The sequence below is a fragment of the Streptococcus mitis genome, from assembly GCF_002005545.1.
Taxonomy (GTDB): Bacteria; Bacillota; Bacilli; order Lactobacillales; family Streptococcaceae; genus Streptococcus; species Streptococcus mitis_I.
The window spans coordinates 654,981-678,132 of record NZ_LBMT01000001.1; the positions used below are offsets into that span (position 1 = coordinate 654,981).

The 23,152-nt window shown below is 41.9% G+C and carries 19 protein-coding genes, 11 tRNA genes and 3 rRNA genes; 32 read left to right on the top strand and 1 reads right to left on the bottom strand.

Annotated elements, in window-relative coordinates; translation table 11 throughout:
• Positions 1-80 precede the first annotated feature (80 nt).
• From QS39_RS03285 to gap, 4 genes are all read left to right on the top strand, one after another.
• Positions 81-1,001, top strand: a complete 921-nt coding sequence (locus QS39_RS03285) for a helix-turn-helix domain-containing protein (RefSeq protein WP_023945661.1) — start codon at positions 81-83, stop codon at positions 999-1,001.
• Positions 1,002-1,200: 199 nt separating this feature from the next.
• The gene (locus tag QS39_RS03290) at positions 1,201-1,884 is read left to right on the top strand and encodes an ABC transporter ATP-binding protein (protein WP_077804627.1); all 684 of its coding nucleotides are present in this window, start codon (positions 1,201-1,203) and stop codon (positions 1,882-1,884) included.
• Positions 1,853-3,154: an ABC transporter permease gene (locus tag QS39_RS03295; RefSeq protein ID WP_180374993.1), complete on the top strand. Its 1,302-nt coding sequence runs from the start codon at positions 1,853-1,855 to the stop codon at positions 3,152-3,154. The genes QS39_RS03290 and QS39_RS03295 overlap by 32 nt, the downstream gene beginning before the upstream one ends.
• 176 nt (positions 3,155-3,330) lie before the next feature.
• Positions 3,331-4,341 (top strand): type I glyceraldehyde-3-phosphate dehydrogenase, encoded by a 1,011-nt coding sequence (gene gap, locus QS39_RS03300; RefSeq protein WP_000260687.1) that lies wholly within the window; start codon positions 3,331-3,333, stop codon positions 4,339-4,341.
• 67 nt (positions 4,342-4,408) lie between these two features.
• Here the strand turns inward: gap and QS39_RS03305 are convergent, their stop codons facing one another.
• Positions 4,409-5,284 carry an RluA family pseudouridine synthase gene (locus tag QS39_RS03305; protein ID WP_077804628.1) on the bottom strand — a complete coding sequence of 292 codons (876 nt, stop codon included), beginning with the start codon at positions 5,282-5,284 and terminating at the stop codon, positions 4,409-4,411.
• A gap of 86 nt (positions 5,285-5,370) precedes the next feature.
• Here QS39_RS03305 and pbp2a point away from each other — a divergent pair, with 86 nt between their 5' ends.
• From pbp2a to fusA, 28 genes are all read left to right on the top strand, one after another.
• On the top strand, positions 5,371-7,566 hold the full coding sequence (pbp2a, locus tag QS39_RS03310; RefSeq protein WP_077804629.1) for a penicillin-binding protein PBP2A: 2,196 nt from the start codon (positions 5,371-5,373) through the stop codon (positions 7,564-7,566).
• 52 nt (positions 7,567-7,618) lie between these two features.
• Complete coding sequence (gene rpmG, locus QS39_RS03315; RefSeq protein WP_001809375.1) at positions 7,619-7,771, top strand: 50S ribosomal protein L33; 153 nt, start codon at positions 7,619-7,621, stop codon at positions 7,769-7,771.
• Between the two features lie 9 nt (positions 7,772-7,780).
• Entirely contained in the window at positions 7,781-7,957 is a 177-nt protein-coding gene (gene secE, locus QS39_RS03320; protein WP_001210991.1) for a preprotein translocase subunit SecE, read from the top strand.
• A 54-nt stretch (positions 7,958-8,011) separates the two neighbouring features.
• Positions 8,012-8,548: a transcription termination/antitermination protein NusG gene (gene nusG, locus QS39_RS03325; protein WP_000376740.1), complete on the top strand. Its 537-nt coding sequence runs from the start codon at positions 8,012-8,014 to the stop codon at positions 8,546-8,548.
• Between the two features lie 120 nt (positions 8,549-8,668).
• A complete protein-coding gene (locus tag QS39_RS03330; protein ID WP_077804630.1) occupies positions 8,669-9,148 on the top strand; it encodes a sigma-70 RNA polymerase sigma factor region 4 domain-containing protein in 480 nt (159 codons plus the stop codon).
• A gap of 92 nt (positions 9,149-9,240) precedes the next feature.
• A tRNA-Glu gene (locus QS39_RS03335) sits at positions 9,241-9,312 on the top strand.
• 243 nt (positions 9,313-9,555) lie between these two features.
• Positions 9,556-11,101, top strand: a 16S ribosomal RNA gene (locus tag QS39_RS03340).
• A gap of 51 nt (positions 11,102-11,152) precedes the next feature.
• Positions 11,153-11,225 (top strand) — tRNA-Ala (locus tag QS39_RS03345).
• 124 nt (positions 11,226-11,349) lie between these two features.
• A 23S ribosomal RNA gene (locus QS39_RS03350) occupies positions 11,350-14,250 on the top strand.
• 76 nt (positions 14,251-14,326) lie between these two features.
• A 5S ribosomal RNA gene (gene rrf, locus QS39_RS03355) occupies positions 14,327-14,442 on the top strand.
• The 16S, 23S and 5S rRNA genes sit together here with 11 tRNA genes alongside, the layout of an rRNA operon.
• A 4-nt stretch (positions 14,443-14,446) precedes the next feature.
• Positions 14,447-14,519, top strand: a tRNA-Val gene (locus tag QS39_RS03360).
• 2 nt (positions 14,520-14,521) lie between these two features.
• Positions 14,522-14,594 (top strand) — tRNA-Asp (locus tag QS39_RS03365).
• 24 nt (positions 14,595-14,618) lie between these two features.
• Positions 14,619-14,691: transfer RNA gene (locus QS39_RS03370), tRNA-Lys, on the top strand.
• Between the two features lie 5 nt (positions 14,692-14,696).
• Positions 14,697-14,778, top strand: a tRNA-Leu gene (locus tag QS39_RS03375).
• Positions 14,779-14,796: 18 nt separating this feature from the next.
• A tRNA-Thr gene (locus QS39_RS03380) sits at positions 14,797-14,869 on the top strand.
• Between the two features lie 22 nt (positions 14,870-14,891).
• Positions 14,892-14,963, top strand: a tRNA-Gly gene (locus QS39_RS03385).
• Positions 14,964-14,970: 7 nt separating this feature from the next.
• Positions 14,971-15,056: transfer RNA gene (locus tag QS39_RS03390), tRNA-Leu, on the top strand.
• Between the two features lie 11 nt (positions 15,057-15,067).
• Positions 15,068-15,141, top strand: a tRNA-Arg gene (locus QS39_RS03395).
• 15 nt (positions 15,142-15,156) lie between these two features.
• Positions 15,157-15,230 (top strand) — tRNA-Pro (locus QS39_RS03400).
• A 452-nt stretch (positions 15,231-15,682) separates the two neighbouring features.
• Entirely contained in the window at positions 15,683-15,874 is a 192-nt protein-coding gene (locus tag QS39_RS03405; RefSeq protein ID WP_077804631.1) for a hypothetical protein, read from the top strand.
• Positions 15,871-16,065, top strand: a complete 195-nt coding sequence (locus tag QS39_RS03410) for a hypothetical protein (RefSeq protein ID WP_077804632.1) — start codon at positions 15,871-15,873, stop codon at positions 16,063-16,065. The genes QS39_RS03405 and QS39_RS03410 overlap by 4 nt, the downstream gene beginning before the upstream one ends.
• The gene (locus QS39_RS03415; protein WP_077804633.1) at positions 16,052-16,936 is read left to right on the top strand and encodes an ABC transporter ATP-binding protein; all 885 of its coding nucleotides are present in this window, start codon (positions 16,052-16,054) and stop codon (positions 16,934-16,936) included. Before QS39_RS03410 ends, QS39_RS03415 begins: the two co-directional genes overlap by 14 nt.
• Position 16,937: 1 nt before the next feature.
• Entirely contained in the window at positions 16,938-17,675 is a 738-nt protein-coding gene (locus QS39_RS03420; protein WP_077804634.1) for an ABC transporter permease, read from the top strand.
• Entirely contained in the window at positions 17,675-18,772 is a 1,098-nt protein-coding gene (locus tag QS39_RS03425) for a sensor histidine kinase (protein ID WP_077804635.1), read from the top strand. Before QS39_RS03420 ends, QS39_RS03425 begins: the two co-directional genes overlap by 1 nt.
• On the top strand, positions 18,773-19,372 hold the full coding sequence (locus QS39_RS03430; RefSeq protein ID WP_077804636.1) for a response regulator transcription factor: 600 nt from the start codon (positions 18,773-18,775) through the stop codon (positions 19,370-19,372).
• 322 nt (positions 19,373-19,694) lie between these two features.
• Positions 19,695-20,108 carry a 30S ribosomal protein S12 gene (gene rpsL / locus QS39_RS03440; protein ID WP_001142332.1) on the top strand — a complete coding sequence of 138 codons (414 nt, stop codon included), beginning with the start codon at positions 19,695-19,697 and terminating at the stop codon, positions 20,106-20,108.
• A 19-nt stretch (positions 20,109-20,127) separates the two neighbouring features.
• Positions 20,128-20,598, top strand: a complete 471-nt coding sequence (rpsG, locus tag QS39_RS03445) for a 30S ribosomal protein S7 (protein ID WP_000087873.1) — start codon at positions 20,128-20,130, stop codon at positions 20,596-20,598.
• Between the two features lie 394 nt (positions 20,599-20,992).
• Positions 20,993-23,074, top strand: coding sequence for an elongation factor G (fusA, locus tag QS39_RS03450; protein WP_000090348.1), 2,082 nt, complete (start codon positions 20,993-20,995; stop codon positions 23,072-23,074).
• Positions 23,075-23,152 lie beyond the last annotated feature (78 nt).

Consider the following 23,152-nt stretch of genomic DNA (forward strand, 5'->3'; position numbering starts at 1 on the left):
GTAATTCTATTTGAAAAATGGTATAATCATCGCATATATTTGTTTGAAAATCAAATCTTTTATAATCATGCGAGGGGCAAATGAACAAGATAAATGAGTTAGGGGATAAAGTGCGACTTTTAAGAGAGGAGAAAGGACTTAGTCGTCCAGTTTTTTGCGGGGATGAGTCTGAATTATCAGTGCGTCAGTTGGTGCGGATCGAAAAAGGAGAATTTCGCCCGACGATAAAAACACTAGAATATATTGCAGAACGATTAGAAATTCCGTCCTACGTCTTGATGCCAGATTATAAGGAATTACCCAAGCGTTACCAAGAATTAAAGTACTTTCTTTTACATCATCCTGACTATGGAGACGAGGAGTTGCAGGAACAAAAGGAAGAATATTTTGATGAGATTTTTGAGTGTTTTTATGATGACCTGCCCCGTGATGAGAAAGTGCTAGTGGATTGTCTTCAAGCTATAGATGCAGTGAGAGCGACTAGTAATTCCTTATACGGAAGTGGTGTGATTGAAGACGGTCTTCAAGATTTACTATCCAGAGATGTATATAAAGCCGAGGACTTGTTGAAACTGAGACTGTATTTCAACTGTCAGTTAATGGATGGTTTAAATGTGGGTGAGATAAAAGAATCTGAGCATGAAACCATTCTTTGTTTTCATGACAAACTAAGTTCTCAGGTTGATAAGATAGAGTTCGATTGTTTGGACTTACTTAGAGATTCCTTGTTAGCTTCTTTAGCTTGTATAGAAATTATGGGGCTGTTTCATTATTTTAAGAGGGCAGTCGAGACCTTAAATAAAATAGGACAAAAAACACGAGATTTCCAAAAGCAACCGATTGTCTTGATGGTGGAGTGGAAATATTATATTCATACCGATTATGATACAGCCAAACAAAAGTATGAAGAAGCAAAAATGATGGCGAGGATGTTTGGTAATGAGAAGTTACTCGTTAGTTTAGATAAGGAATGGAGCGAAGACTTAGAAAGGTATTATTAAATGATTTATAGGAGTGACATTTCTGTCATTGGGGAAATGTCGCTTTTTTGTTACAATGAATTTTACTTGATATACATCCAGAAGCAAACTAGGCAATAGAGAGAAAATTTTAAGTAGTAGGCCTATAGGGTCAATCAACTTGAAGGATTTTCTATCAGTACGATGTATGACGATAACGGTTTTAAATAAGGGGGAAAGAATGTCCATTTTATCCATTAAAAATATTTCAAAATTTTACACTTTGGACGGTAAACATCAAGAGCAGGCTCTAAGAAATATTAATCTGCAGATTGCAAAAGGTAAAATTACAGCGATTTACGGTCCATCAGGCTGTGGCAAAACCAGTCTACTAAACATCATCAGCGGTTTAGATAGACAATATGAAGGAGATTTAGAGTTTAAAGGGGAATCCCTCCGTGACTTATCAGAGATTGAACTAACTCAATTTCGTAAAGATAAGATTGGATTTGTGTTTCAAAACTTTAATCTCATTCCTCATCAATCTGTCTTGGACAATGTCAAGCTACCTCTCTATGTCAAAGATTTATCTGACAGGGAGATGACAATGATTGCAAAGGAGCAATTAAGTAACTTGGGCATGGAGCCTTTTATGGCTAAAAATGTTAAACAACTTTCTGGTGGGCAAAAGCAACGTGTAGCAATCGCGCGTGCACTGGTGAATCAGCCTGATATGATTGTAGCAGACGAGCCAACGGGTTCGCTGGATTCTCAATCCCAAGAAATGGTATTGGAAGTATTTAAAAATTTAGCCCAAACAGGGAAAACAGTATTGATCGTAACCCATAATCCAGAGGTTGCTGAATATGCAGATGTGATTATCAAAATGAAGGATGGTGAAGTCGTTGAAGAAGTCAAAAAATAAAGGATTATCATTGAAAAATAAATTCAAGCTTTCTTTAAATAACTTTATGGAAAGAAAGTGGCGTAACCTATTGATTGCGCTAGCAACCTCAATCGGTTTTGTAGGAGTCTTAATTTCTTTCGGCTTGGGAAATGCATTGATTTCGATGATTGATGAAAATACGAATGGAGGTCAAATTCCTTCTCAAGTTCAGATTGCTTTAAACACAAAAAATGTTGGACGAGGCTTTTTGAACCAAGATGATAAGAACTATATCACGGATACAGTTGGAAAAGAAGCTATTAAATATTTGGAGAGTCCTTTTGGGATGACCATGTCAAATATTACTATAGATGGTCAAGAAATGGATCTGAGTCAAACGATGCCTTCTTATGCTCAAGTGGTGAGTCTCTATGAGGATACAAGTATTTCTGTTAGTAGTAATGAGGCGGACAAAGTATTAGCCGGTTCCCTCTATACTGATGCAAATGAACAGGGCTTGACGATTCCAATCAGTTTACTAAAAAATTGGAATGAACAGACAGGAAACAATCTGACAGCTAGTGATGTTATTGGCAAATCAGTCTCAGCCAGCATTGTAGAAAATGCTGCTGAAGCTAGCAAGACTGCTCAATTTCAAACAAAGATTGTACGTGTAGTCAATGATGAAGATGACATGGAAGACAGTAACAGTTTCATGCCGTCTCATCAAATGGAAACGATTTTGAAAGAAGCTGGATTTACAAAAGCTGTATCTTATTTTATCTTGGAACTCAAAGATCCATCACAGACAAAAACTGTAACAGAAGAATTACAGAAAAATAAGAAGTATACTGTTCTTTCTCAACAGAAGGTTCTTGATATTGTGATTACTTTTATTCGTGTTATTCAGGGATTGTTGATTGTACTTTCATCACAAGCTATTGTGGTAGCAGCAGTCATGATTGGTATCATTATTTACATCAATATCATGCAACGTTCTAAGGAAATAGGTGTCATGAAGGCAGTTGGTTATCAAAATCGTGATGTCAAAGGAATTTTTATTTACGAGGCTATCTGGATTGTAGGCATCGCCTTGTTGCTGGCCTTTTTGGTTGCACAAGGGGTGGGAAGTTTGGCGAATGCGGTTGTAAATCACTTTTACCCATCCATCACGAAGGTTTTTGAATTAAATCTTCTATCTATTTTAGGAACTCTAGCTTTCGCTCTCTTGCTTGGTTATGTATCAGCTTACTTCCCAGCACGTAAAATTAGTAAAATGGATCCTGTAGAATCGCTACGATATGAATAGTAAGGGATTCCTTGATTTACAGTTTAAAAAAGAAACTAACATAGAAAAACAATGCCCGTACTTGCAATTAAACTTAAATAGTTATATAATAGGTTTGTTGAAAGGTGATTTGTAGTGATTCAAGTTACTCTTTTCACAATAAAAATTTCATGATTTTCATAAGGAGGAAATCACTAATGGTAGTTAAAGTTGGTATTAACGGTTTCGGACGTATCGGTCGTCTTGCTTTCCGTCGTATCCAAAACGTAGAAGGTGTTGAAGTTACTCGTATCAACGACCTTACAGATCCAGTTATGCTTGCACACTTGTTGAAATACGACACAACTCAAGGTCGTTTCGACGGTACTGTTGAAGTTAGAGAAGGTGGATTTGAAGTTAACGGTAAATTCATCAAAGTTTCTGCTGAACGTGATCCAGAACAAATCGACTGGGCTAACGACGGTGTAGAAATCGTTCTTGAAGCTACTGGTTTCTTTGCTAAGAAAGCAGCTGCTGAAAAACACTTGCACGCTGGTGGAGCTAAAAAAGTTGTTATCACTGCTCCTGGTGGAAACGACGTTAAAACAGTTGTATTCAACACTAACCACGACGTTCTTGACGGTACTGAAACAGTTATCTCAGGTGCTTCATGTACTACAAACTGCTTGGCTCCTATGGCTAAAGCTCTTCAAGATAACTTTGGTGTTGTTGAAGGATTGATGACTACTATCCACGCTTACACTGGTGACCAAATGATCCTTGACGGACCACACCGTGGTGGTGACCTTCGCCGTGCTCGCGCTGGTGCTGCAAACATCGTTCCTAACTCAACTGGTGCTGCAAAAGCTATCGGTCTTGTAATCCCAGAATTGAACGGTAAACTTGACGGATCTGCACAACGCGTTCCAACTCCAACTGGATCAGTTACTGAATTGGTAGCAGTTCTTGAAAAGAACGTTACTGTTGATGAAGTGAACGCAGCTATGAAAGCAGCTTCAAACGAATCATACGGTTACACAGAAGATCCAATCGTATCTTCAGATATCGTAGGTATGTCTTACGGTTCATTGTTTGACGCAACTCAAACTAAAGTTCTTGACGTTGACGGTAAACAATTGGTTAAAGTTGTATCATGGTACGACAACGAAATGTCATACACTGCACAACTTGTTCGTACTCTTGAATACTTCGCAAAAATCGCTAAATAATTCATGAGTCGATAAAAAGCAAGGCCTCTGGTCTTGCTTTTTAAATATTAAAAAATGGATGACGCTATCATCCATTCTTTTTTAATTCTTTTTCAAAAGTATCTGATAGGGTAGTGAAGCTTAATTTCTCTAGAGTAAGCGGATGGGTAAAGGACAGTCGAAAGGCATGAAGCATAAGCCGACTTGTTTTTGATTTACTATTATAGAGAGGGTCGCCTAAAATAGGGAAGTTATGATGCGAAAGGTGCACACGAATCTGATGGGTTCGCCCTGTCTTTAGCTTGCAACGAACCAAGGAAGTCTTGTTTGGAAATTGCTTTAATCTGCTTACATGCGTTTCGGCATATTGCCCATTTTTTGTATCAACTACTCGTTTTCTGCGATCATGGCGATCACGTCCGATTTTGTCTTTGAAAACAAGTTCTTTGCTGCTGATATTTCCATCAACTAGTGCCCAATATTCCCTAGAAATCTCTTTTTTCTCCAGTAAGCGATTGAGAATAGGCAGGATAAAAGGATTTTTGGCAAAGAGAATCAAGCCACTGGTTTCCATGTCCAGACGATGAATGACATAACAGGTCTGGCCAACGTAGGCACTGACATGGTTAAGAAGAGCAATTTCGTTTGGTTGGTTACCGTGTGTTTTCATACCCTCAGGTTTGTTTACAATAATCAAGTGTTGATCTTGATAAACTTCCTGAATAAGGTTTGGGTTGCCCCAAGGAATTTCTTTTTCGGGATAATCTTCCTCGTCAAAAGTCAATTGGCAAACATCTCCAGGATTTACCGTCTCGTTCCAATGAACTTCTCGCTGATTAATCAAAAGGTGTTTCTTGATTCTCAAAAAATGACGGATTTTTCTAGGGATGAGGAGTTGCTCCTCAAGTAATTGCTTTACCGTCATTTGAGGTAGAGAGTCTGGTAATGTAAATGTGAATTGCATACAGATATTGTAACAAAAAAAGCCCTATTTGGATAGGAAATAGCTAAATTCTTGTCTTCCTATGATGAAGATGATAAAATAAACGCATGAAATTAGATAAATTATTCGAGAAATTTCTTTCTCTTTTTAAAAAAGAAACAAGTGAATCAGAGGATTCGGGGTCTACTAGCTTGCGTCGTTCTCGCAGTGATCGAAAAAAATTAGCCCAAGTGGGTCCGATTCGAAAATTCTGGCGTCGCTATCATCTAACAAAGATTGTCCTTATACTAGGTTTGAGTGCAGGCTTGCTAGTTGGAACCTATTTGTTTGCTGTAGCTAAGTCAACCAATGTTAACGATTTGCAAAACGCCTTGAAAACTCGGACTATCATTTTTGACCGTGAAGAAAAGGAGGCTGGTGCCTTGTCTGGTCAAAAAGGAACTTATGTTGAATTGACTGATATCAGTAAAAATTTGCAGAATGCCGTTATTGCGACAGAAGACCGCTCTTTCTATAAAAATGATGGGATTAACTATGGTCGTTTCTTCTTGGCGATTGTCACTGCTGGTCGTTCAGGTGGTGGTTCTACTATTACCCAACAGCTAGCTAAAAATGCCTATCTGTCGCAGGATCAAACTGTTGAGAGAAAAGCGAAAGAATTTTTCCTTGCCTTAGAATTAACAAAAAAATATAGTAAGGATCAGATTTTAACCATGTACCTTAACAACGCCTATTTTGGAAATGGTGTGTGGGGTGTAGAAGATGCGAGTAAGAAATACTTTGGAGTTTCTGCGTCAGAAGTGAGTCTGGATCAAGCTGCGACCCTGGCAGGGATGCTCAAAGGGCCGGAGCTGTATAATCCTTTGAATTCCGTACAAGATTCTACCAATCGGCGCGATACTGTTTTGCAAAATATGGTTGCAGCAGGATATATTGATAAAAACCAAGAAACTGAAGCTGCAGAAGTTGATATGACTTCGCAATTGCACGATAAGTATGAAGGAAAAATCTCAGATTACCGCTATCCTTCTTACTTTGATGCGGTGGTTAACGAAGCCGTTTCCAAGTATAATCTAACAGAGGAAGAAATTGTCAATAATGGCTACCGCATTTACACAGAGCTGGACCAAAACTACCAAGCAAATATGCAGGTTGTCTATGAGAATACATCGCTATTTCCTAGGGCAGAAGATGGAACATTTGCACAATCAGGAAGTGTAGCTCTCGAACCGAAAACAGGTGGAGTTCGTGGAGTTGTCGGTCAAGTTGCTGATAATGATAAAACTGGATTCCGGAATTTCAACTATGCAACTCAATCAAAACGTAGTCCTGGTTCTGCAATTAAGCCTTTAGTTGTTTATACGCCAGCAGTTGAAGCAGGCTGGGCTTTGAATAAGCTCTTGGATAACCATACCATGCAGTACGACAGCTATAAGCTTGATAACTATGCAGGAATCAAAACGAGTCGAGAAGTTCCTATGTATCAAGCCTTGGCAGAGTCGCTTAATCTGCCTGCTGTTGCCACTGTTAATGATTTGGGCGTTGATAAGGCTTTTGAGGCGGGCGAAAAATTCGGACTCAACATGGAAAAAGTTGATCGTGTTCTTGGTGTCGCCTTGGGAAGCGGTGTTGAAACCAATCCTCTGCAAATGGCTCAAGCATATGCTGCCTTTGCAAATGAAGGTTTAATGCCTGAAGCTCATTTTATTAGTAGAATTGAAAATGCTAGTGGTCAGGTTATTGCGAGCCATAAAAATTCACAAAAACGGGTGATTGATAAGTCTGTAGCTGATAAGATGACCAGTATGATGTTGGGGACATTCACCAACGGTACCGGTATTAGTTCATCGCCTGCAGACTATGTCATGGCAGGGAAAACTGGAACAACTGAAGCAGTTTTCAATCCGGATTACACAAGTGACCAGTGGGTAATTGGTTATACTCCGGATGTAGTGATTAGCCACTGGCTTGGCTTTCCGACCACTGATGAAAATCACTATCTAGCAGGTTCGACTTCAAACGGTGCAGCACATGTCTTTAGAAACATTGCAAATACCATTTTACCTTATACGCCAGGAAGCACTTTTACGGTTGAAAATGCTTATAAGCAAAATGGAATTGGACCAGCTAACACAAAAAGACAAGTACAAACCAATGATAATAGCCAGACAGATGATAATTTGTCTGATATTCGAGGACGTGCGCAAAGTCTAGTAGATGAGGCTAGCCGGGCTATCTCAGATGCGAGGATTAAGGAAAAAGCTCAAACAATATGGGATTCGGTAGTCAATCTATTTCGTTAAGATGCTTGTCAAAGCCTAGCTTTCTTGTTATAATAGATAGGATGGAGGCGTTATGGCACTAAAAAAAGCAAGCCTAGCTTGTGCGGTTTGTGGTTCGAGAAACTATTCAATCAAGATTAGTGGAAACCCCAAGCCTACACGACTAGAAGTAAATAAATTTTGTAAGCATTGTGGCAAGTACACTACACACAGAGAAACGAGATAGGAGAGAGCGATGCGTTTTATTGGAGATATTTTTAGACTTCTTAAAGACACAACATGGCCAACTCGCAAGGAAAGCTGGAGAGATTTTCGTTCTATCATGGAATACACAGCTTTCTTTGTAGTAATTATTTACATTTTTGACCAGTTGATTGTTTCAGGTTTGATTCGATTTATTAACATTTTTTAGAAGGTTAGTGGAGTTAATTACACTAGAAATCTTCTATTTATGAAAGGAAATATCATGGATAGTTTTGATAAAGGATGGTTTGTCTTACAAACTTATTCTGGTTATGAAAATAAGGTAAAAGAAAATCTATTACAACGTGCACAAACCTACAATATGTTGGATAATATTCTACGCGTTGAAATTCCAACACAAACAGTGCAAGTTGAAAAAAATGGAAAGAGAAAAGAAGTAGAAGAAAATCGCTTTCCAGGTTATGTTCTTGTAGAAATGGTCATGACAGATGAAGCTTGGTTTGTTGTTCGAAACACACCAAATGTTACAGGATTCGTCGGATCTCACGGAAATAGATCAAAACCAACTCCATTATTGGAACAAGAAATTCGTGATATCTTGGTTTCTATGGGACAAACTGTACAAGAGTTTGATATCGATGTTGAAGTTGGTCAAACTGTACGTATTATTGATGGAGCTTTTGCAGACTATACTGGTAAGATTACAGAGATTGATAATAACAAAGTGAAGATGATTATCTCTATGTTTGGTAATGATACAGTTGCAGAAGTAAACTTAAATCAAATTGCAGAATTATAACCCTGAGAGAGGCTTGTCCTCTCTTTTTTTGTGCAGTTTAGACGGTGTAGGGAACAGAATGGGGAAATGTGCCAAAAGTGTTTCTGAATCTGTTAGACTGTACACAGAAAGGGGAAGATTATGCTTAAAGAATTGTATGAAGAAGTCCAAGGAATTGTATACAAGTGTAGAAATGAATATTACCTTCATTTGTGGGAGTTATCGGACTGGAATCAAGAGGGAATGATATGTCTACATGAATTGATCAGTAGAGAAGAAGGGCTTGTAGAAGATATCCCTCGTTTAAGGAAATATTTCAAAACAAAATTCCGAAATCGAATTCTAGATTATCTCCGTAAACAAGAAAGTCAAAAACGGAGATATGATAAAGAGCTTTATGAAGAAGTGGGTGAGATAAGTCATCGTATAAGTGAGGGAGGACTCTGGCTAGATGACTATTATCTCTTTCATGAAACACTAAGAGATTATAGAAGTAAACAAAGTAAAGACAAACAAGAAGAGTTAGAACGCGTCTTAAGAGATGAACGCTTCCGAGGGCGTCAAAGAGTGTTAAGAGACTTACGTATTGTGTTTAAAGAGTTTGACATCCGTACTCATTAGGAATTCATGCAAAAAAGTAAAAAAAGTTTAAAAAAGGTGTTGACAAAGTTTAAAAAGTAGGTATAATAGTAAGAGTTGAAAATAACAACTCTGGTCCGTTGGTCAAGGGGTTAAGACACCGCCTTTTCACGGCGGTAACACGGGTTCGAATCCCGTACGGACTATGGTATGTTGCGGTTGAAACACTTAATGAAAAAAAGTTTAAAAAAGTTTCAAAAAAGTGTTGACAAGCGAAAGCCACTGTGATATACTAATATAGTTGTCGCTTGAGAGAAGCGAGTGACAAAGACCTTTGAAAACTGAACAAGACGAACCAATGTGCAGGGCACTACAACTAAGGTTGTAGTACTGAACAATGAAAAAAACAATAAATCTGTCAGTGACAGAAATGAGTGAGAACTCAAACTTTTAATGAGAGTTTGATCCTGGCTCAGGACGAACGCTGGCGGCGTGCCTAATACATGCAAGTAGAACGCTGAAGGAGGAGCTTGCTTCTCTGGATGAGTTGCGAACGGGTGAGTAACGCGTAGGTAACCTGCCTGGTAGCGGGGGATAACTATTGGAAACGATAGCTAATACCGCATAACAGTAGATGTTGCATGACATTTGCTTAAAAGGTGCAATTGCATCACTACCAGATGGACCTGCGTTGTATTAGCTAGTTGGTGGGGTAACGGCTCACCAAGGCGACGATACATAGCCGACCTGAGAGGGTGATCGGCCACACTGGGACTGAGACACGGCCCAGACTCCTACGGGAGGCAGCAGTAGGGAATCTTCGGCAATGGACGGAAGTCTGACCGAGCAACGCCGCGTGAGTGAAGAAGGTTTTCGGATCGTAAAGCTCTGTTGTAAGAGAAGAACGGGTGTGAGAGTGGAAAGTTCACACTGTGACGGTATCTTACCAGAAAGGGACGGCTAACTACGTGCCAGCAGCCGCGGTAATACGTAGGTCCCGAGCGTTGTCCGGATTTATTGGGCGTAAAGCGAGCGCAGGCGGTTAGATAAGTCTGAAGTTAAAGGCTGTGGCTTAACCATAGTACGCTTTGGAAACTGTTTAACTTGAGTGCAAGAGGGGAGAGTGGAATTCCATGTGTAGCGGTGAAATGCGTAGATATATGGAGGAACACCGGTGGCGAAAGCGGCTCTCTGGCTTGTAACTGACGCTGAGGCTCGAAAGCGTGGGGAGCAAACAGGATTAGATACCCTGGTAGTCCACGCCGTAAACGATGAGTGCTAGGTGTTAGACCCTTTCCGGGGTTTAGTGCCGCAGCTAACGCATTAAGCACTCCGCCTGGGGAGTACGACCGCAAGGTTGAAACTCAAAGGAATTGACGGGGGCCCGCACAAGCGGTGGAGCATGTGGTTTAATTCGAAGCAACGCGAAGAACCTTACCAGGTCTTGACATCCCTCTGACCTCTCTAGAGATAGAGATTTCCTTCGGGACAGAGGTGACAGGTGGTGCATGGTTGTCGTCAGCTCGTGTCGTGAGATGTTGGGTTAAGTCCCGCAACGAGCGCAACCCCTATTGTTAGTTGCCATCATTCAGTTGGGCACTCTAGCGAGACTGCCGGTAATAAACCGGAGGAAGGTGGGGATGACGTCAAATCATCATGCCCCTTATGACCTGGGCTACACACGTGCTACAATGGCTGGTACAACGAGTCGCAAGCCGGTGACGGCAAGCTAATCTCTTAAAGCCAGTCTCAGTTCGGATTGTAGGCTGCAACTCGCCTACATGAAGTCGGAATCGCTAGTAATCGCGGATCAGCACGCCGCGGTGAATACGTTCCCGGGCCTTGTACACACCGCCCGTCACACCACGAGAGTTTGTAACACCCGAAGTCGGTGAGGTAACCGTAAGGAGCCAGCCGCCTAAGGTGGGATAGATGATTGGGGTGAAGTCGTAACAAGGTAGCCGTATCGGAAGGTGCGGCTGGATCACCTCCTTTCTAAGGATAAGGAACTGCGCATTGGTCTTGTTTAGTCTTGAGAGGTCTTGTGGGGCCTTAGCTCAGCTGGGAGAGCGCCTGCTTTGCACGCAGGAGGTCAGCGGTTCGATCCCGCTAGGCTCCATTGGTGAGAGATCACCAAGTAATGCACATTGAAAATTGAATATCTATATCAAATAGTAACAAGAAAATAAACCGAAAACGCTGTAGTATTAATAAGAGTTTATGACTGAAAGGTCAAAAAATAAGGTTAAGTTAATAAGGGCGCACGGTGGATGCCTTGGCACTAGGAGCCGAAGAAGGACGTGACAAACGACGATATGCCTTGGGTAGCTGTAAGTAAGCGATGATCCAGGGATTTCCGAATGGGGGAACCCAACAGGTACTACCTGTTACCCGCATCTGTTAAGGATGTGAGGAGGAAGACGCAGTGAACTGAAACATCTAAGTAGCTGCAGGAAGAGAAAGCAAAAGCGATTGCCTTAGTAGCGGCGAGCGAAACGGCAGAAGGGCAAACCGAAGAGTTTACTCTTCGGGGTTGTAGGACTGCAATGTGGACTCAAAGATTATAGAAGAATGATTTGGGAAGATCAGCCAAAGAGAGTAATAGCCTCGTATTTAAAATAGTCTTTGTACCTAGCAGTATCCTGAGTACGGCGGGACACGAGAAATCCCGTCGGAATCTGGGAGGACCATCTCCCAACCCTAAATACTCCCTAGTGACCGATAGTGAACCAGTACCGTGAGGGAAAGGTGAAAAGCACCCCGGGAGGGGAGTGAAATAGAACCTGAAACCGTGTGCCTACAACAAGTTCGAGCCCGTTAATGGGTGAGAGCGTGCCTTTTGTAGAATGAACCGGCGAGTTACGTTATGATGCGAGGTTAAGTTGAAGAGACGGAGCCGTAGGGAAACCGAGTCTGAATAGGGCGAATTAGTATCATGACGTAGACCCGAAACCATGTGACCTACCCATGAGCAGGTTGAAGGTGCGGTAAGACGCACTGGAGGACCGAACCAGGGCACGTTGAAAAGTGCTTGGATGACTTGTGGGTAGCGGAGAAATTCCAAACGAACTTGGAGATAGCTGGTTCTCTCCGAAATAGCTTTAGGGCTAGCGTCGACATTAAGATTCTTGGAGGTAGAGCACTGTTTGGGTGAGGGGTCCATCCCGGATTACCAATCTCAGATAAACTCCGAATGCCAATGAATTATGGTCGGCAGTCAGACTGCGAGTGCTAAGATCCGTAGTCGAAAGGGAAACAGCCCAGACCACCAGCTAAGGTCCCAAAATAATTGTTAAGTGGAAAAGGATGTGGGGTTGCACAGACAACTAGGATGTTAGCTTAGAAGCAGCTATTCATTCAAAGAGTGCGTAATAGCTCACTAGTCGAGTGACCCTGCGCCGAAAATGTACCGGGGCTAAAACAATTTACCGAAGCTGTGGATACCTTTATAGGTATGGTAGGAGAGCGTTCTATGTGTGAAGAAGGTGTACCGTGAGGAGTGCTGGAACGCATAGAAGTGAGAATGCCGGTATGAGTAGCGAAAGACAGGTGAGAATCCTGTCCACCGTAAGACTAAGGTTTCCAGGGGAAGGCTCGTCCGCCCTGGGTTAGTCGGGACCTAAGGAGAGACCGAAAGGTGTATCCGATGGACAACAGGTTGATATTCCTGTACTAGAGTATGTAGTGATGGAGGGACGCAGTAGGCTAACTAAAGCAGACGATTGGAAGAGTCTGTCTAAGCAGTGAGGTGTGATATGAGTTAAATGCTTATATCTATAACATTGAGCTGTGATGGGGAGCGAAGTTTAGTAGCGAAGTTAGTGACGTCACACTGCCAAGAAAAGCTTCTAGCGTTTAAACATACTCTACCCGTACCGCAAACCGACACAGGTAGTCGAGGCGAGTAGCCTCAGGTGAGCGAGAGAACTCTCGTTAAGGAACTCGGCAAAATGACCCCGTAACTTCGGGAGAAGGGGTGCTGACTTTAAGTCAGCCGCAGTGAATAGGCCCAAGCAACTGTTTATCAAAAACACAGCTCTCTGCTAAATCGTAAGATGATGTATAGGGGGTGACGCCTGCCCGGTGCTGGAAGGTTAAGAGGAGTGCTTAGCGCAAGCGAAGGTATGAATTGAAGCCCCAGTAAACGGCGGCCGTAACTATAACGGTCCTAAGGTAGCGAAATTCCTTGTCGGGTAAGTTCCGACCCGCACGAAAGGCGTAATGATTTGGGCACTGTCTCAACGAGAGACTCGGTGAAATTTTAGTACCTGTGAAGATGCAGGTTACCCGCGACAGGACGGAAAGACCCCATGGAGCTTTACTGCAGTTTGATATTGAGTGTCTGTACCACATGTACAGGATAGGTAGGAGTCTAAGAGATCGGGACGCCAGTTTCGAAGGAGACGTTGTTGGGATACTACCCTTGTGTTATGGCCACTCTAACCCGGATAGGTGATCCCTATCGGAGACAGTGTCTGACGGGCAGTTTGACTGGGGCGGTCGCCTCCTAAAAGGTAACGGAGGCGCCCAAAGGTTCCCTCAGAATGGTTGGAAATCATTCGCAGAGTGTAAAGGTATAAGGGAGCTTGACTGCGAGAGCTACAACTCGAGCAGGGACGAAAGTCGGGCTTAGTGATCCGGTGGTTCCGTATGGAAGGGCCATCGCTCAACGGATAAAAGCTACCCTGGGGATAACAGGCTTATCTCCCCCAAGAGTTCACATCGACGGGGAGGTTTGGCACCTCGATGTCGGCTCGTCGCATCCTGGGGCTGTAGTCGGTCCCAAGGGTTGGGCTGTTCGCCCATTAAAGCGGCACGCGAGCTGGGTTCAGAACGTCGTGAGACAGTTCGGTCCCTATCCGTCGCGGGCGTAGGAAATTTGAGAGGATCTGCTCCTAGTACGAGAGGACCAGAGTGGACTTACCGCTGGTGTACCAGTTGTCTTGCCAAAGGCATCGCTGGGTAGCTATGTAGGGAAGGGATAAACGCTGAAAGCATCTAAGTGTGAAACCCACCTCAAGATGAGATTTCCCATGATTTTATATCAGTAAGAGCCCTGAGAGATGATCAGGTAGATAGGTTAGAAGTGGAAGTGTGGCGACACATGTAGCGGACTAATACTAATAGCTCGAGGACTTATCCAAAGTAACTGAGAATATGAAAGCGAGAGGTTTTCTTGATTTGAATAGATATTCAATTTTGAGTAGGTATTACTCAGAGTTAAGTGACGATAGCCTAGGAGATACACCTGTACCCATGCCGAACACAGAAGTTAAGCCCTAGAACGCCGGAAGTAGTTGGGGGTTGCCCCCTGTGAGATATGGAAGTCGCTTAGCTCTAGGGAGTTTAGCTCAGCTGGGAGAGCATCTGCCTTACAAGCAGAGGGTCAGCGGTTCGATCCCGTTAACTCCCAAAGGTCCCGTAGTGTAGCGGTTATCACGTCGCCCTGTCACGGCGAAGATCGCGGGTTCGATTCCCGTCGGGACCGTTTAAAATAACGAAAGTTATTTTAGACTCGTTAGCTCAGTTGGTAGAGCAATTGACTTTTAATCAATGGGTCACTGGTTCGAGCCCAGTACGGGTCATATCTGCGGGTTTGGCGGAATTGGCAGACGCACCAGATTTAGGATCTGGCGCTTAACGGCGTGGGGGTTCAAGTCCCTTAACCCGCATTAAGATATAATAAATGAGCCGGCTTAGCTCAGTTGGTAGAGCATCTGATTTGTAATCAGAGGGTCGCGTGTTCAAGTCATGTAGCCGGCATTTTTAGATAGAAGAAAACAGTGCGAACGTAGTTCAGTGGTAGAACACCACCTTGCCAAGGTGGGGGTCGCGGGTTCGAATCCCGTCGTTCGCTTAGAGAGGCCGGGGTGGCGGAACTGGCAGACGCACAGGACTTAAAATCCTGCGATTGGTAACGATCGTACCGGTTCGATTCCGGTCCTCGGCATAATATAATGAGCACCCTTAGCTCAACTGGATAGAGTACCTGACTACGAATCAGGCGGTTAGAGGTTCGACTCCTCTAGGGTGCATTTTTCTATTTAATTCGGGAAGTAGCTCAGCTTGGTAGAGTACTTGGTTTGGGACCAAGGTGTCGCAGGTTCGAATCCTGTCTTCCCGATTCGTTTCGGAGATACGTGAGTGTATCTTTTTTCTTTTCTAAACTAGATATTATATACATTAAGAGAGAATTAGTTTTGTTCTCTCTTTTTTGGATTTCAGTATTTTAGGTATACACATTGAAATTTAATAGCTTTTATAACTCTTATTAATTCTTAATAAAGCAATAGAAGAGTTTTTGCTGAACCTATAATATATGTTTCAATGTTATAAAAATTGCTGCTATTACGAGTTTAGACAAGTATTAGTTTACATTATAGTGTGAATTTGGTTTGCTACTTCTTTTGAGGAAGCTGCCTTAGATTTTTCTAATTGTGTTTTATTGTATAGTGTATCTTGCTTATTTTGAACAGAATCTTTTATGACATTTGTCATATCTTTTCATGACAGAAGCTTCTAGCTCCGCTAACTTCAAAAGACTATAATTGAAGTATGAAATGGAGGAATAAAAAAATGAAAGATAAAGTAATTGTCGCAATGAGTTTAGTAGCAGCAGGAGTCATGACTTATCTCATGTTCTCAGGATTGGATGAAGGTTTCTATCATTTTCCTTGGGAGCTATTTGCAGGATTTGGAATGATGTCCTGGCTTATCCGAGAAGGTTTGAACTTAGTCTCAGATGTGAAAAAGGAGTTTGAAAAATGAAAAAAGCATTTCTCTATCTTTTTATTGGACTATCACTAGTGGTATGGTTGGTAGAAATGTTTACAGGTTGGTTTGATCAAGACTTCCTTTACCAATTCATCCGTGGTGCATGGGGATTAGGATTTATGATTTTTATCGCCTTTCCGATGGGGATGGAATGGCTGAAAGGAGAATATCATGAACATGATTAAGGTTCAAGGTTTACAGAAAAATATCAAGGGTAAGGCTATTTTGAAGGCTATTTCCTTTGAGGTAGCTGAAGGTGAATGTGTTGCCATGATTGGGCCAAATGGAGCAGGAAAGACAACGCTTTTGGGCTGTTTGCTTGGAGACAAACTAGTCACCAGCGGTAAAGTATCCATCCAAGGCTTGTCAGTGACGAGTTATCAGTTAGACTATATTAGAGGCTACCTGCCTCAAGAAAATGTGATTGTTCAGAAATTAAAGGTCAAAGAGTTGATTGCTTTCTTTCAAAGTATTTATCCAAATCCCTTGAGCAACCAGGAAGTCGATCAACTATTGCAGTTTGACCAGCAACAAAAAGAACAATTGGCAGAAAAATTGTCAGGTGGGCAAAAGCGTCTCTTCTCTTTTGTCTTGACCTTGATTGGCCGACCAAAGCTTGTCTTTTTAGATGAACCAACTGCTGCCATGGATACCTCAACCCGTCAACGCTTTTGGGAAATTGTTCAGGAGCTAAAAGCTCAGGGAGTTACCATTCTCTATTCGTCCCATTATATCGAAGAGGTAGAGCATACAGCAGACCGAATCTTGGTCTTGAATAAGGGAGAGTTGATTCGTGATACAACACCTCTAGCCATGCGCAGTGAGGAGATTGAAAAGCACTTCATCCTTCCTCTGGCATACAAGGAAGTCATTGAGCAGTCTAACTTGGTTGAAAACTGGTCACAAAAACAAGATGCTTTGCAAGTAGTTACACGTGAAGCGGATGCTTTTTGCCAACTGTTAGTGCAAGCAGGATGTAGGATTCAAGAAATTGAAGTCAATAATCGTAGCTTGTTGGATACAATCTTTGAAGAAACACAAAAGGGAGATGACTAAGATGAAACGATGGATCGCACTAAACAAGATAGAATTTCTATTGACCAAACGACAATTAGTCTATTATTTATTATCAGTAGGTATGCCGACAGCCTTCTATTTATTCTTTTCAGGCATGTACCAGGACACACCCGGTGGACCAGCTAATTTTATGCGTGATTACCTCATCTCCATGACGGCTTTTTCCATGATGTCGACAGCTATGTTTTCATTTCCAGCTGTTTTACATACCGATAAAATCAACAACTGGCAGAAAACATTGCGCCATACCCCTGTAAATATGGTAGAATATTATCTATCAAAGATAACAAGTATGATGGTTGATTATTTGGTCTCAATCCTGGTTGTTTTCTCAGTTGGGCACTTGGTCAGAGGTGTGGAGATGCCTCTAGGAAGCTGGGTTGGAGCTGCGTTCTTGCTGATAGTAGGAAGTATTGCCTTTGTAGCGCTTGGCTTGACCTTGACACTCTTGCCTTCTAGTCAGCTGATGTCTGTCGTGGGCAATCTTCTCTATCTAGGCTTGGCTGTTTTAGGTGGACTCTGGATGCCTATCTCTTTATTTCCAGACTGGATGCAAGTAGTAGGTAAGTGTCTTCCAACCTATCAGTTGATGGAATTGCTCAAGACATTTTTAAATGAAGGTGGAATCAATCTATCAGCCACAGTTTATTTACTTGTTTTTTCAGCAGTTTTGTTTGGTTTGACCATTTACCTTCAAAGTCATAAGGAGAATGCTTAATGCTTGAAAGACTGAAAAGCATACACTATATGTTTTGGGCCAGTTTGATTTTTATGCTTTTTCCCATCCTACCTGTAGTGATTGGGGAGCTTGCTGTCTGGCATTTATTGATTGATATTCTATTTGTAGTTGCTTACTTAGGAGTTTTAACAACCAAGAGTCAGCGATTATCCCGATTCTTTTGGTTTTTCATGCTGGTCTATGTAGCTGGGAATACCACCTTTGTTGCTGCAAATTATATCTGGTTCTTTTTTTTCCTTTCTAACCTCTTAAGTTATCATTTTGGCGTACGTAGTTTAAAGTCTTTACATGTCTGGACTTTTCTTCTTGCTCAAGTCCTTGTTGTGGGCCAATTGTTGATTTTTCAGAGAATCGAAGTTGAGTTTCTATTCTATCTACTTGTAATTCTTACTTTTGTCGATTTAATGACTTTTGGATTGGTTCGGATTCGGATTGTGGAGGATTTGAAAGAAGCGCAGGCTAAGCAAAATGCCCAGATAAATCTATTGCTTGCTGAAAATGAACGCAGTCGTATCGGTCAAGATTTACATGATAGTCTGGGGCATACCTTTGCTATGCTTAGTGTTAAAACTGATCTAGCCTTGCAGTTATTTCAAATACAGGCTTATCCACAGGTGGAGAAGGAATTAAAAGAAATCCACCAGATTAGCAAGGATTCCATGAATGAAGTGCGAACCATTGTGGAAAATCTTAAGTCTAGAACTTTGACATCCGAACTAGAGACTGTGAAAAAGATGTTAGAAATTGCTGGAATTGAGGTGGAAATAGCTAATCAACTAGATACAGCTAGCTTAACTCAGGAATTGGAGTCAACGGCTTCCATGATTTTGCTTGAATTAGTGACCAATATCATCAAACATGCTAAAGCGTCTAAAGTCTACTTGAAATTAGAACGGACAGAGAAAGAACTCATTCTAACAGTGAGAGATGATGGCTGTGGCTTTACTTCTATAAAGGGGGATGACCTCCATACAGTTCGAGATCGTGTTCTTCCATTTTCGGGAGAAGTAAAGGTAATTAGTCAGAAACAACCGACAGAAGTGCAGGTTCGACTACCTTATAAGGAGAGAAAGTAGATGAAAGTGTTAGTCGCAGAAGATCAAAGTATGTTGCGAGATGCTATGTGTCAATTGCTCACGCTTCAACCGGATGTGGTGTCTGTCCTTCAAGCCAAGAATGGGCAAGAAGCAATCCAACTGTTAGAAAAGGAGTCTGTAGATATAGCCATCCTTGACGTAGAAATGCCTGTTAAGACAGGTCTTGAAGTTTTGGAGTGGATACGAGCAGAAAAGCTTGAAACAAAGGTGGTTGTGGTGACGACCTTCAAACGTCCTGGGTATTTTGAACGTGCGGTTAAGGCTGGAGTGGATGCTTATGTATTAAAAGAACGAAGCATTGCAGACCTCATGCAAACCTTGCACACCGTCCTTGAGGGACGCAAGGAGTATTCGCCTGAATTGATGGAAGTGGTGATGACGCATCCCAATCCATTAACAGAACAAGAAATCGCAGTTTTAAAGGGAATTGCTCAGGGTTTCTCTAACCAAGAAATTGCAGACAAACTTTATCTATCCAACGGAACAGTCCGAAACTATGTCACCAATATTCTTTCAAAACTAGATGCAGGTAATCGAACAGAGGCAGCTAATATCGCGAAAGAATCTGGTTGGTTGTGATACTATCATATCTAGAAAACCATTATGTGCTAAAATTGAAATTATTCAATCAAACCAAATAATTTTGTAACTAGAGGAGGACTTGGTTTCCTCCTTTTTCTTTTTTTAGGAGGCACTACAAAAGAGCTAAAATTAACAATAAAAAAGAAAAATATCTTGACAACCAATAGAAAATTTTGTTACAATAATAGACGGTACTTTTTACTTTTGGTCTCTCAAGAGTGTACAGGGACGTGCTGACAAATGTTGCAAAAGTACACACAGATGATAGCTGTCACCAAGTGTATCATCACCAAAAATAAAAAAACACAGGAGAATGTAGATGCCTACAATTAACCAATTGGTTCGCAAACCGCGTAAATCAAAAGTAGAAAAATCTAAATCACCAGCTTTGAACGTTGGTTACAACAGTCATAAAAAAGTTCAAACAAACGTTTCTTCACCACAAAAACGTGGTGTTGCAACTCGTGTTGGAACAATGACACCTAAAAAACCTAACTCAGCCCTTCGTAAATTCGCTCGTGTACGTTTGAGCAACCTTATCGAAGTTACTGCCTACATCCCAGGTATCGGACACAACTTGCAAGAGCACAGCGTGGTGCTTCTTCGTGGTGGACGTGTAAAAGACCTTCCAGGGGTACGTTACCATATCGTCCGTGGTGCACTTGATACTGCAGGTGTTAACGATCGTAAACAAGGCCGTTCTAAATACGGTACTAAACGTCCAAAAGCATAAGGAAAGGGGATAAAGAGAAATGAGTCGTAAAAATAGAGCTCCAAAACGTGACGTATTGCCAGATCCGCTTTACAATTCACAACTAGTTACTCGTCTTATCAACCGCGTTATGCTTGATGGTAAACGTGGTACAGCTGCTTCAATCGTTTACGGTGCTTTTGAGCAAATCAAAGAAGCTACTGGAAACGATGCACTTGAAGTGTTTGAAACAGCTATGGAAAACATCATGCCTGTACTTGAAGTACGTGCACGTCGTGTTGGTGGTTCTAACTACCAAGTCCCAGTTGAAGTTCGTCCAGAACGTCGTACAACACTTGGACTTCGTTGGTTGGTAACAATCGCTCGTCTTCGTGGTGAACACACAATGCAAGACCGTCTTGCAAAAGAAATCTTGGATGCTGCTAACAACACTGGTGCAGCTGTTAAGAAACGTGAAGACACTCACCGTATGGCTGAAGCTAACCGTGCATTCGCACACTTCCGTTGGTAATATAGGATGCGAAAGCGTTAAGAAAGTCCCAGAGAAAATAGGGAATCAAAGCAGGTTGCGATTGCAACCAATGAGATTCATCTTTTTCTCCAGACTTTTAGCTTGAGCTCAACTAAATCATGATGCTAGGAACGGTAAGGATGCAAGGTGAAAACAGGAAACTGACGCAGTATTCGACGAATACAAGGAAGTTTATCTTTTTCACACAGCATCCCGTTCCGGCTCAAATCGGCTAATTAACTTTAGCCCGAGTTCAATTCAACTTGTAAATCTACAAGTTGAAACCAACAATAGCATGAAAACATTGAGAACGGGTAGGTCCTGCCTATCCGTTTTTATTAAAATCGTGTTATAATAGAATAGAAATCAAAAATAAATAGGAGAAACAAACCTCATGGCACGCGAATTTTCACTTGAAAAAACTCGTAATATCGGTATCATGGCTCACGTCGATGCCGGTAAAACAACAACTACTGAGCGTATTCTTTACTACACTGGTAAAATCCACAAAATCGGTGAAACTCACGAAGGTGCGTCACAAATGGACTGGATGGAGCAAGAGCAAGAGCGTGGTATCACTATCACATCTGCTGCGACAACAGCTCAATGGAACAACCACCGCGTAAATATCATCGACACACCAGGACACGTGGACTTCACAATCGAAGTACAACGTTCTCTTCGTGTATTGGATGGTGCGGTTACCGTTCTTGACTCACAATCAGGTGTTGAGCCTCAAACTGAAACAGTTTGGCGTCAAGCAACTGAGTATGGAGTTCCACGTATCGTATTTGCCAACAAAATGGACAAAATCGGTGCTGACTTCCTTTACTCTGTAAGCACACTTCACGATCGTCTTCAAGCAAACGCACACCCAATCCAATTGCCAATCGGTTCTGAAGATGACTTCCGTGGTATCATCGACTTGATCAAGATGAAAGCTGAAATCTACACTAACGACCTTGGTACAGATATCCTTGAAGAAGATATTCCAGCTGAATACCTTGACCAAGCTCAAGAATACCGTGAAAAATTGATTGAAGCAGTTGCTGAAACTGACGAAGAATTGATGATGAAATACCTCGAAGGTGAAGAAATCACTAACGAAGAATTGAAAGCTGGTATCCGTAAAGCGACTATCAACGTTGAATTCTTCCCAGTATTGTGTGGTTCAGCCTTCAAGAACAAAGGTGTTCAATTGATGCTTGATGCGGTTATTGACTACCTTCCAAGCCCACTTGACATCCCAGCGATCAAAGGTATCAACCCAGATACAGACGAAGAAGAAACTCGTCCAGCATCTGATGAAGAGCCATTTGCAGCTCTTGCCTTCAAGATCATGACAGACCCATTCGTAGGTCGTTTGACATTCTTCCGTGTTTACTCAGGTGTTCTTCAATCAGGTTCATACGTATTGAACACTTCTAAAGGTAAACGTGAGCGTATCGGACGTATCCTTCAAATGCACGCTAACAGCCGTCAAGAAATCGACACTGTTTACTCAGGTGATATCGCTGCTGCCGTTGGTTTGAAAGATACTACAACTGGTGACTCATTGACAGATGAAAAAGCTAAAATCATCCTTGAGTCAATCAACGTTCCAGAACCAGTTATCCAATTGATGGTTGAGCCAAAATCTAAAGCTGACCAAGACAAGATGGGTATCGCCCTTCAAAAATTGGCTGAAGAAGATCCAACATTCCGCGTTGAAACAAACGTTGAAACTGGAGAAACAGTTATCTCAGGTATGGGTGAGCTTCACCTTGACGTCCTTGTTGACCGTATGCGTCGTGAGTTCAAAGTTGAAGCGAACGTAGGTGCTCCTCAAGTATCTTACCGTGAAACATTCCGCGCTTCTACTCAAGCACGTGGATTCTTCAAACGTCAGTCTGGTGGTAAAGGTCAATTCGGTGATGTATGGATTGAATTTACTCCAAACGAAGAAGGTAAAGGATTCGAATTCGAAAACGCAATCGTCGGTGGTGTGGTTCCTCGTGAATTTATCCCAGCGGTTGAAAAAGGTTTGGTAGAATCTATGGCTAACGGTGTTCTTGCAGGTTACCCAATGGTTGACGTTAAAGCTAAGCTTTACGATGGTTCATACCACGATGTCGACTCATCTGAAACTGCCTTCAAGATTGCGGCTTCACTTGCCCTTAAAGAAGCTGCTAAATCAGCACAACCAGCTATCCTTGAGCCAATGATGCTTGTAACAATCACTGTTCCAGAAGAAAACCTTGGTGATGTTATGGGTCACGTAACTGCTCGTCGTGGACGTGTAGATGGTATGGAAGCACATGGTAACAGCCAAATCGTTCGTGCTTACGTTCCACTTGCTGAAATGTTCGGTTACGCAACAGTTCTTCGTTCTGCATCTCAAGGACGTGGTACATTCATGATGGTATTTGACCACTACGAAGATGTACCTAAGTCAGTACAAGAAGAAATCATTAAGAAAAACAAAGGTGAAGACTAATCAGTTCTCACTCTAAAAGGAAGTCACTTAGTGGCTTCCTTTTGTCTTTAGAAAACACCTCTAAGTATGGTAAAATAG

What these genes read in the sequence shown, in the direction of transcription:
- QS39_RS03425 (WP_077804635.1), top strand. Translation starts at nt 17,675, where the DNA reads ATGCTTGAAAGACTGAAAAGCATACACTATATGTTTTGGGCCAGTTTG.
- QS39_RS03330 (WP_077804630.1), top strand. Translation starts at nt 8,669, where the DNA reads ATGCTTAAAGAATTGTATGAAGAAGTCCAAGGAATTGTATACAAGTGT.
- QS39_RS03420 (WP_077804634.1), top strand. Translation starts at nt 16,938, where the DNA reads ATGAAACGATGGATCGCACTAAACAAGATAGAATTTCTATTGACCAAA.
- gap (WP_000260687.1), top strand. Translation starts at nt 3,331, where the DNA reads ATGGTAGTTAAAGTTGGTATTAACGGTTTCGGACGTATCGGTCGTCTT.
- QS39_RS03410 (WP_077804632.1), top strand. Translation starts at nt 15,871, where the DNA reads ATGAAAAAAGCATTTCTCTATCTTTTTATTGGACTATCACTAGTGGTA.
- QS39_RS03415 (WP_077804633.1), top strand. Translation starts at nt 16,052, where the DNA reads ATGAACATGATTAAGGTTCAAGGTTTACAGAAAAATATCAAGGGTAAG.
- QS39_RS03405 (WP_077804631.1), top strand. Translation starts at nt 15,683, where the DNA reads ATGAAAGATAAAGTAATTGTCGCAATGAGTTTAGTAGCAGCAGGAGTC.
- QS39_RS03285 (WP_023945661.1), top strand. Translation starts at nt 81, where the DNA reads ATGAACAAGATAAATGAGTTAGGGGATAAAGTGCGACTTTTAAGAGAG.
- rpmG (WP_001809375.1), top strand. Translation starts at nt 7,619, where the DNA reads ATGGCACTAAAAAAAGCAAGCCTAGCTTGTGCGGTTTGTGGTTCGAGA.
- fusA (WP_000090348.1), top strand. Translation starts at nt 20,993, where the DNA reads ATGGCACGCGAATTTTCACTTGAAAAAACTCGTAATATCGGTATCATG.
- rpsG (WP_000087873.1), top strand. Translation starts at nt 20,128, where the DNA reads ATGAGTCGTAAAAATAGAGCTCCAAAACGTGACGTATTGCCAGATCCG.
- QS39_RS03430 (WP_077804636.1), top strand. Translation starts at nt 18,773, where the DNA reads ATGAAAGTGTTAGTCGCAGAAGATCAAAGTATGTTGCGAGATGCTATG.
- QS39_RS03295 (WP_180374993.1), top strand. Translation starts at nt 1,853, where the DNA reads ATGGTGAAGTCGTTGAAGAAGTCAAAAAATAAAGGATTATCATTGAAA.
- QS39_RS03290 (WP_077804627.1), top strand. Translation starts at nt 1,201, where the DNA reads ATGTCCATTTTATCCATTAAAAATATTTCAAAATTTTACACTTTGGAC.
- pbp2a (WP_077804629.1), top strand. Translation starts at nt 5,371, where the DNA reads ATGAAATTAGATAAATTATTCGAGAAATTTCTTTCTCTTTTTAAAAAA.
- QS39_RS03305 (WP_077804628.1), bottom strand. Translation starts at nt 5,284, where the DNA reads ATGCAATTCACATTTACATTACCAGACTCTCTACCTCAAATGACGGTA.
- secE (WP_001210991.1), top strand. Translation starts at nt 7,781, where the DNA reads ATGCGTTTTATTGGAGATATTTTTAGACTTCTTAAAGACACAACATGG.
- nusG (WP_000376740.1), top strand. Translation starts at nt 8,012, where the DNA reads ATGGATAGTTTTGATAAAGGATGGTTTGTCTTACAAACTTATTCTGGT.
- rpsL (WP_001142332.1), top strand. Translation starts at nt 19,695, where the DNA reads ATGCCTACAATTAACCAATTGGTTCGCAAACCGCGTAAATCAAAAGTA.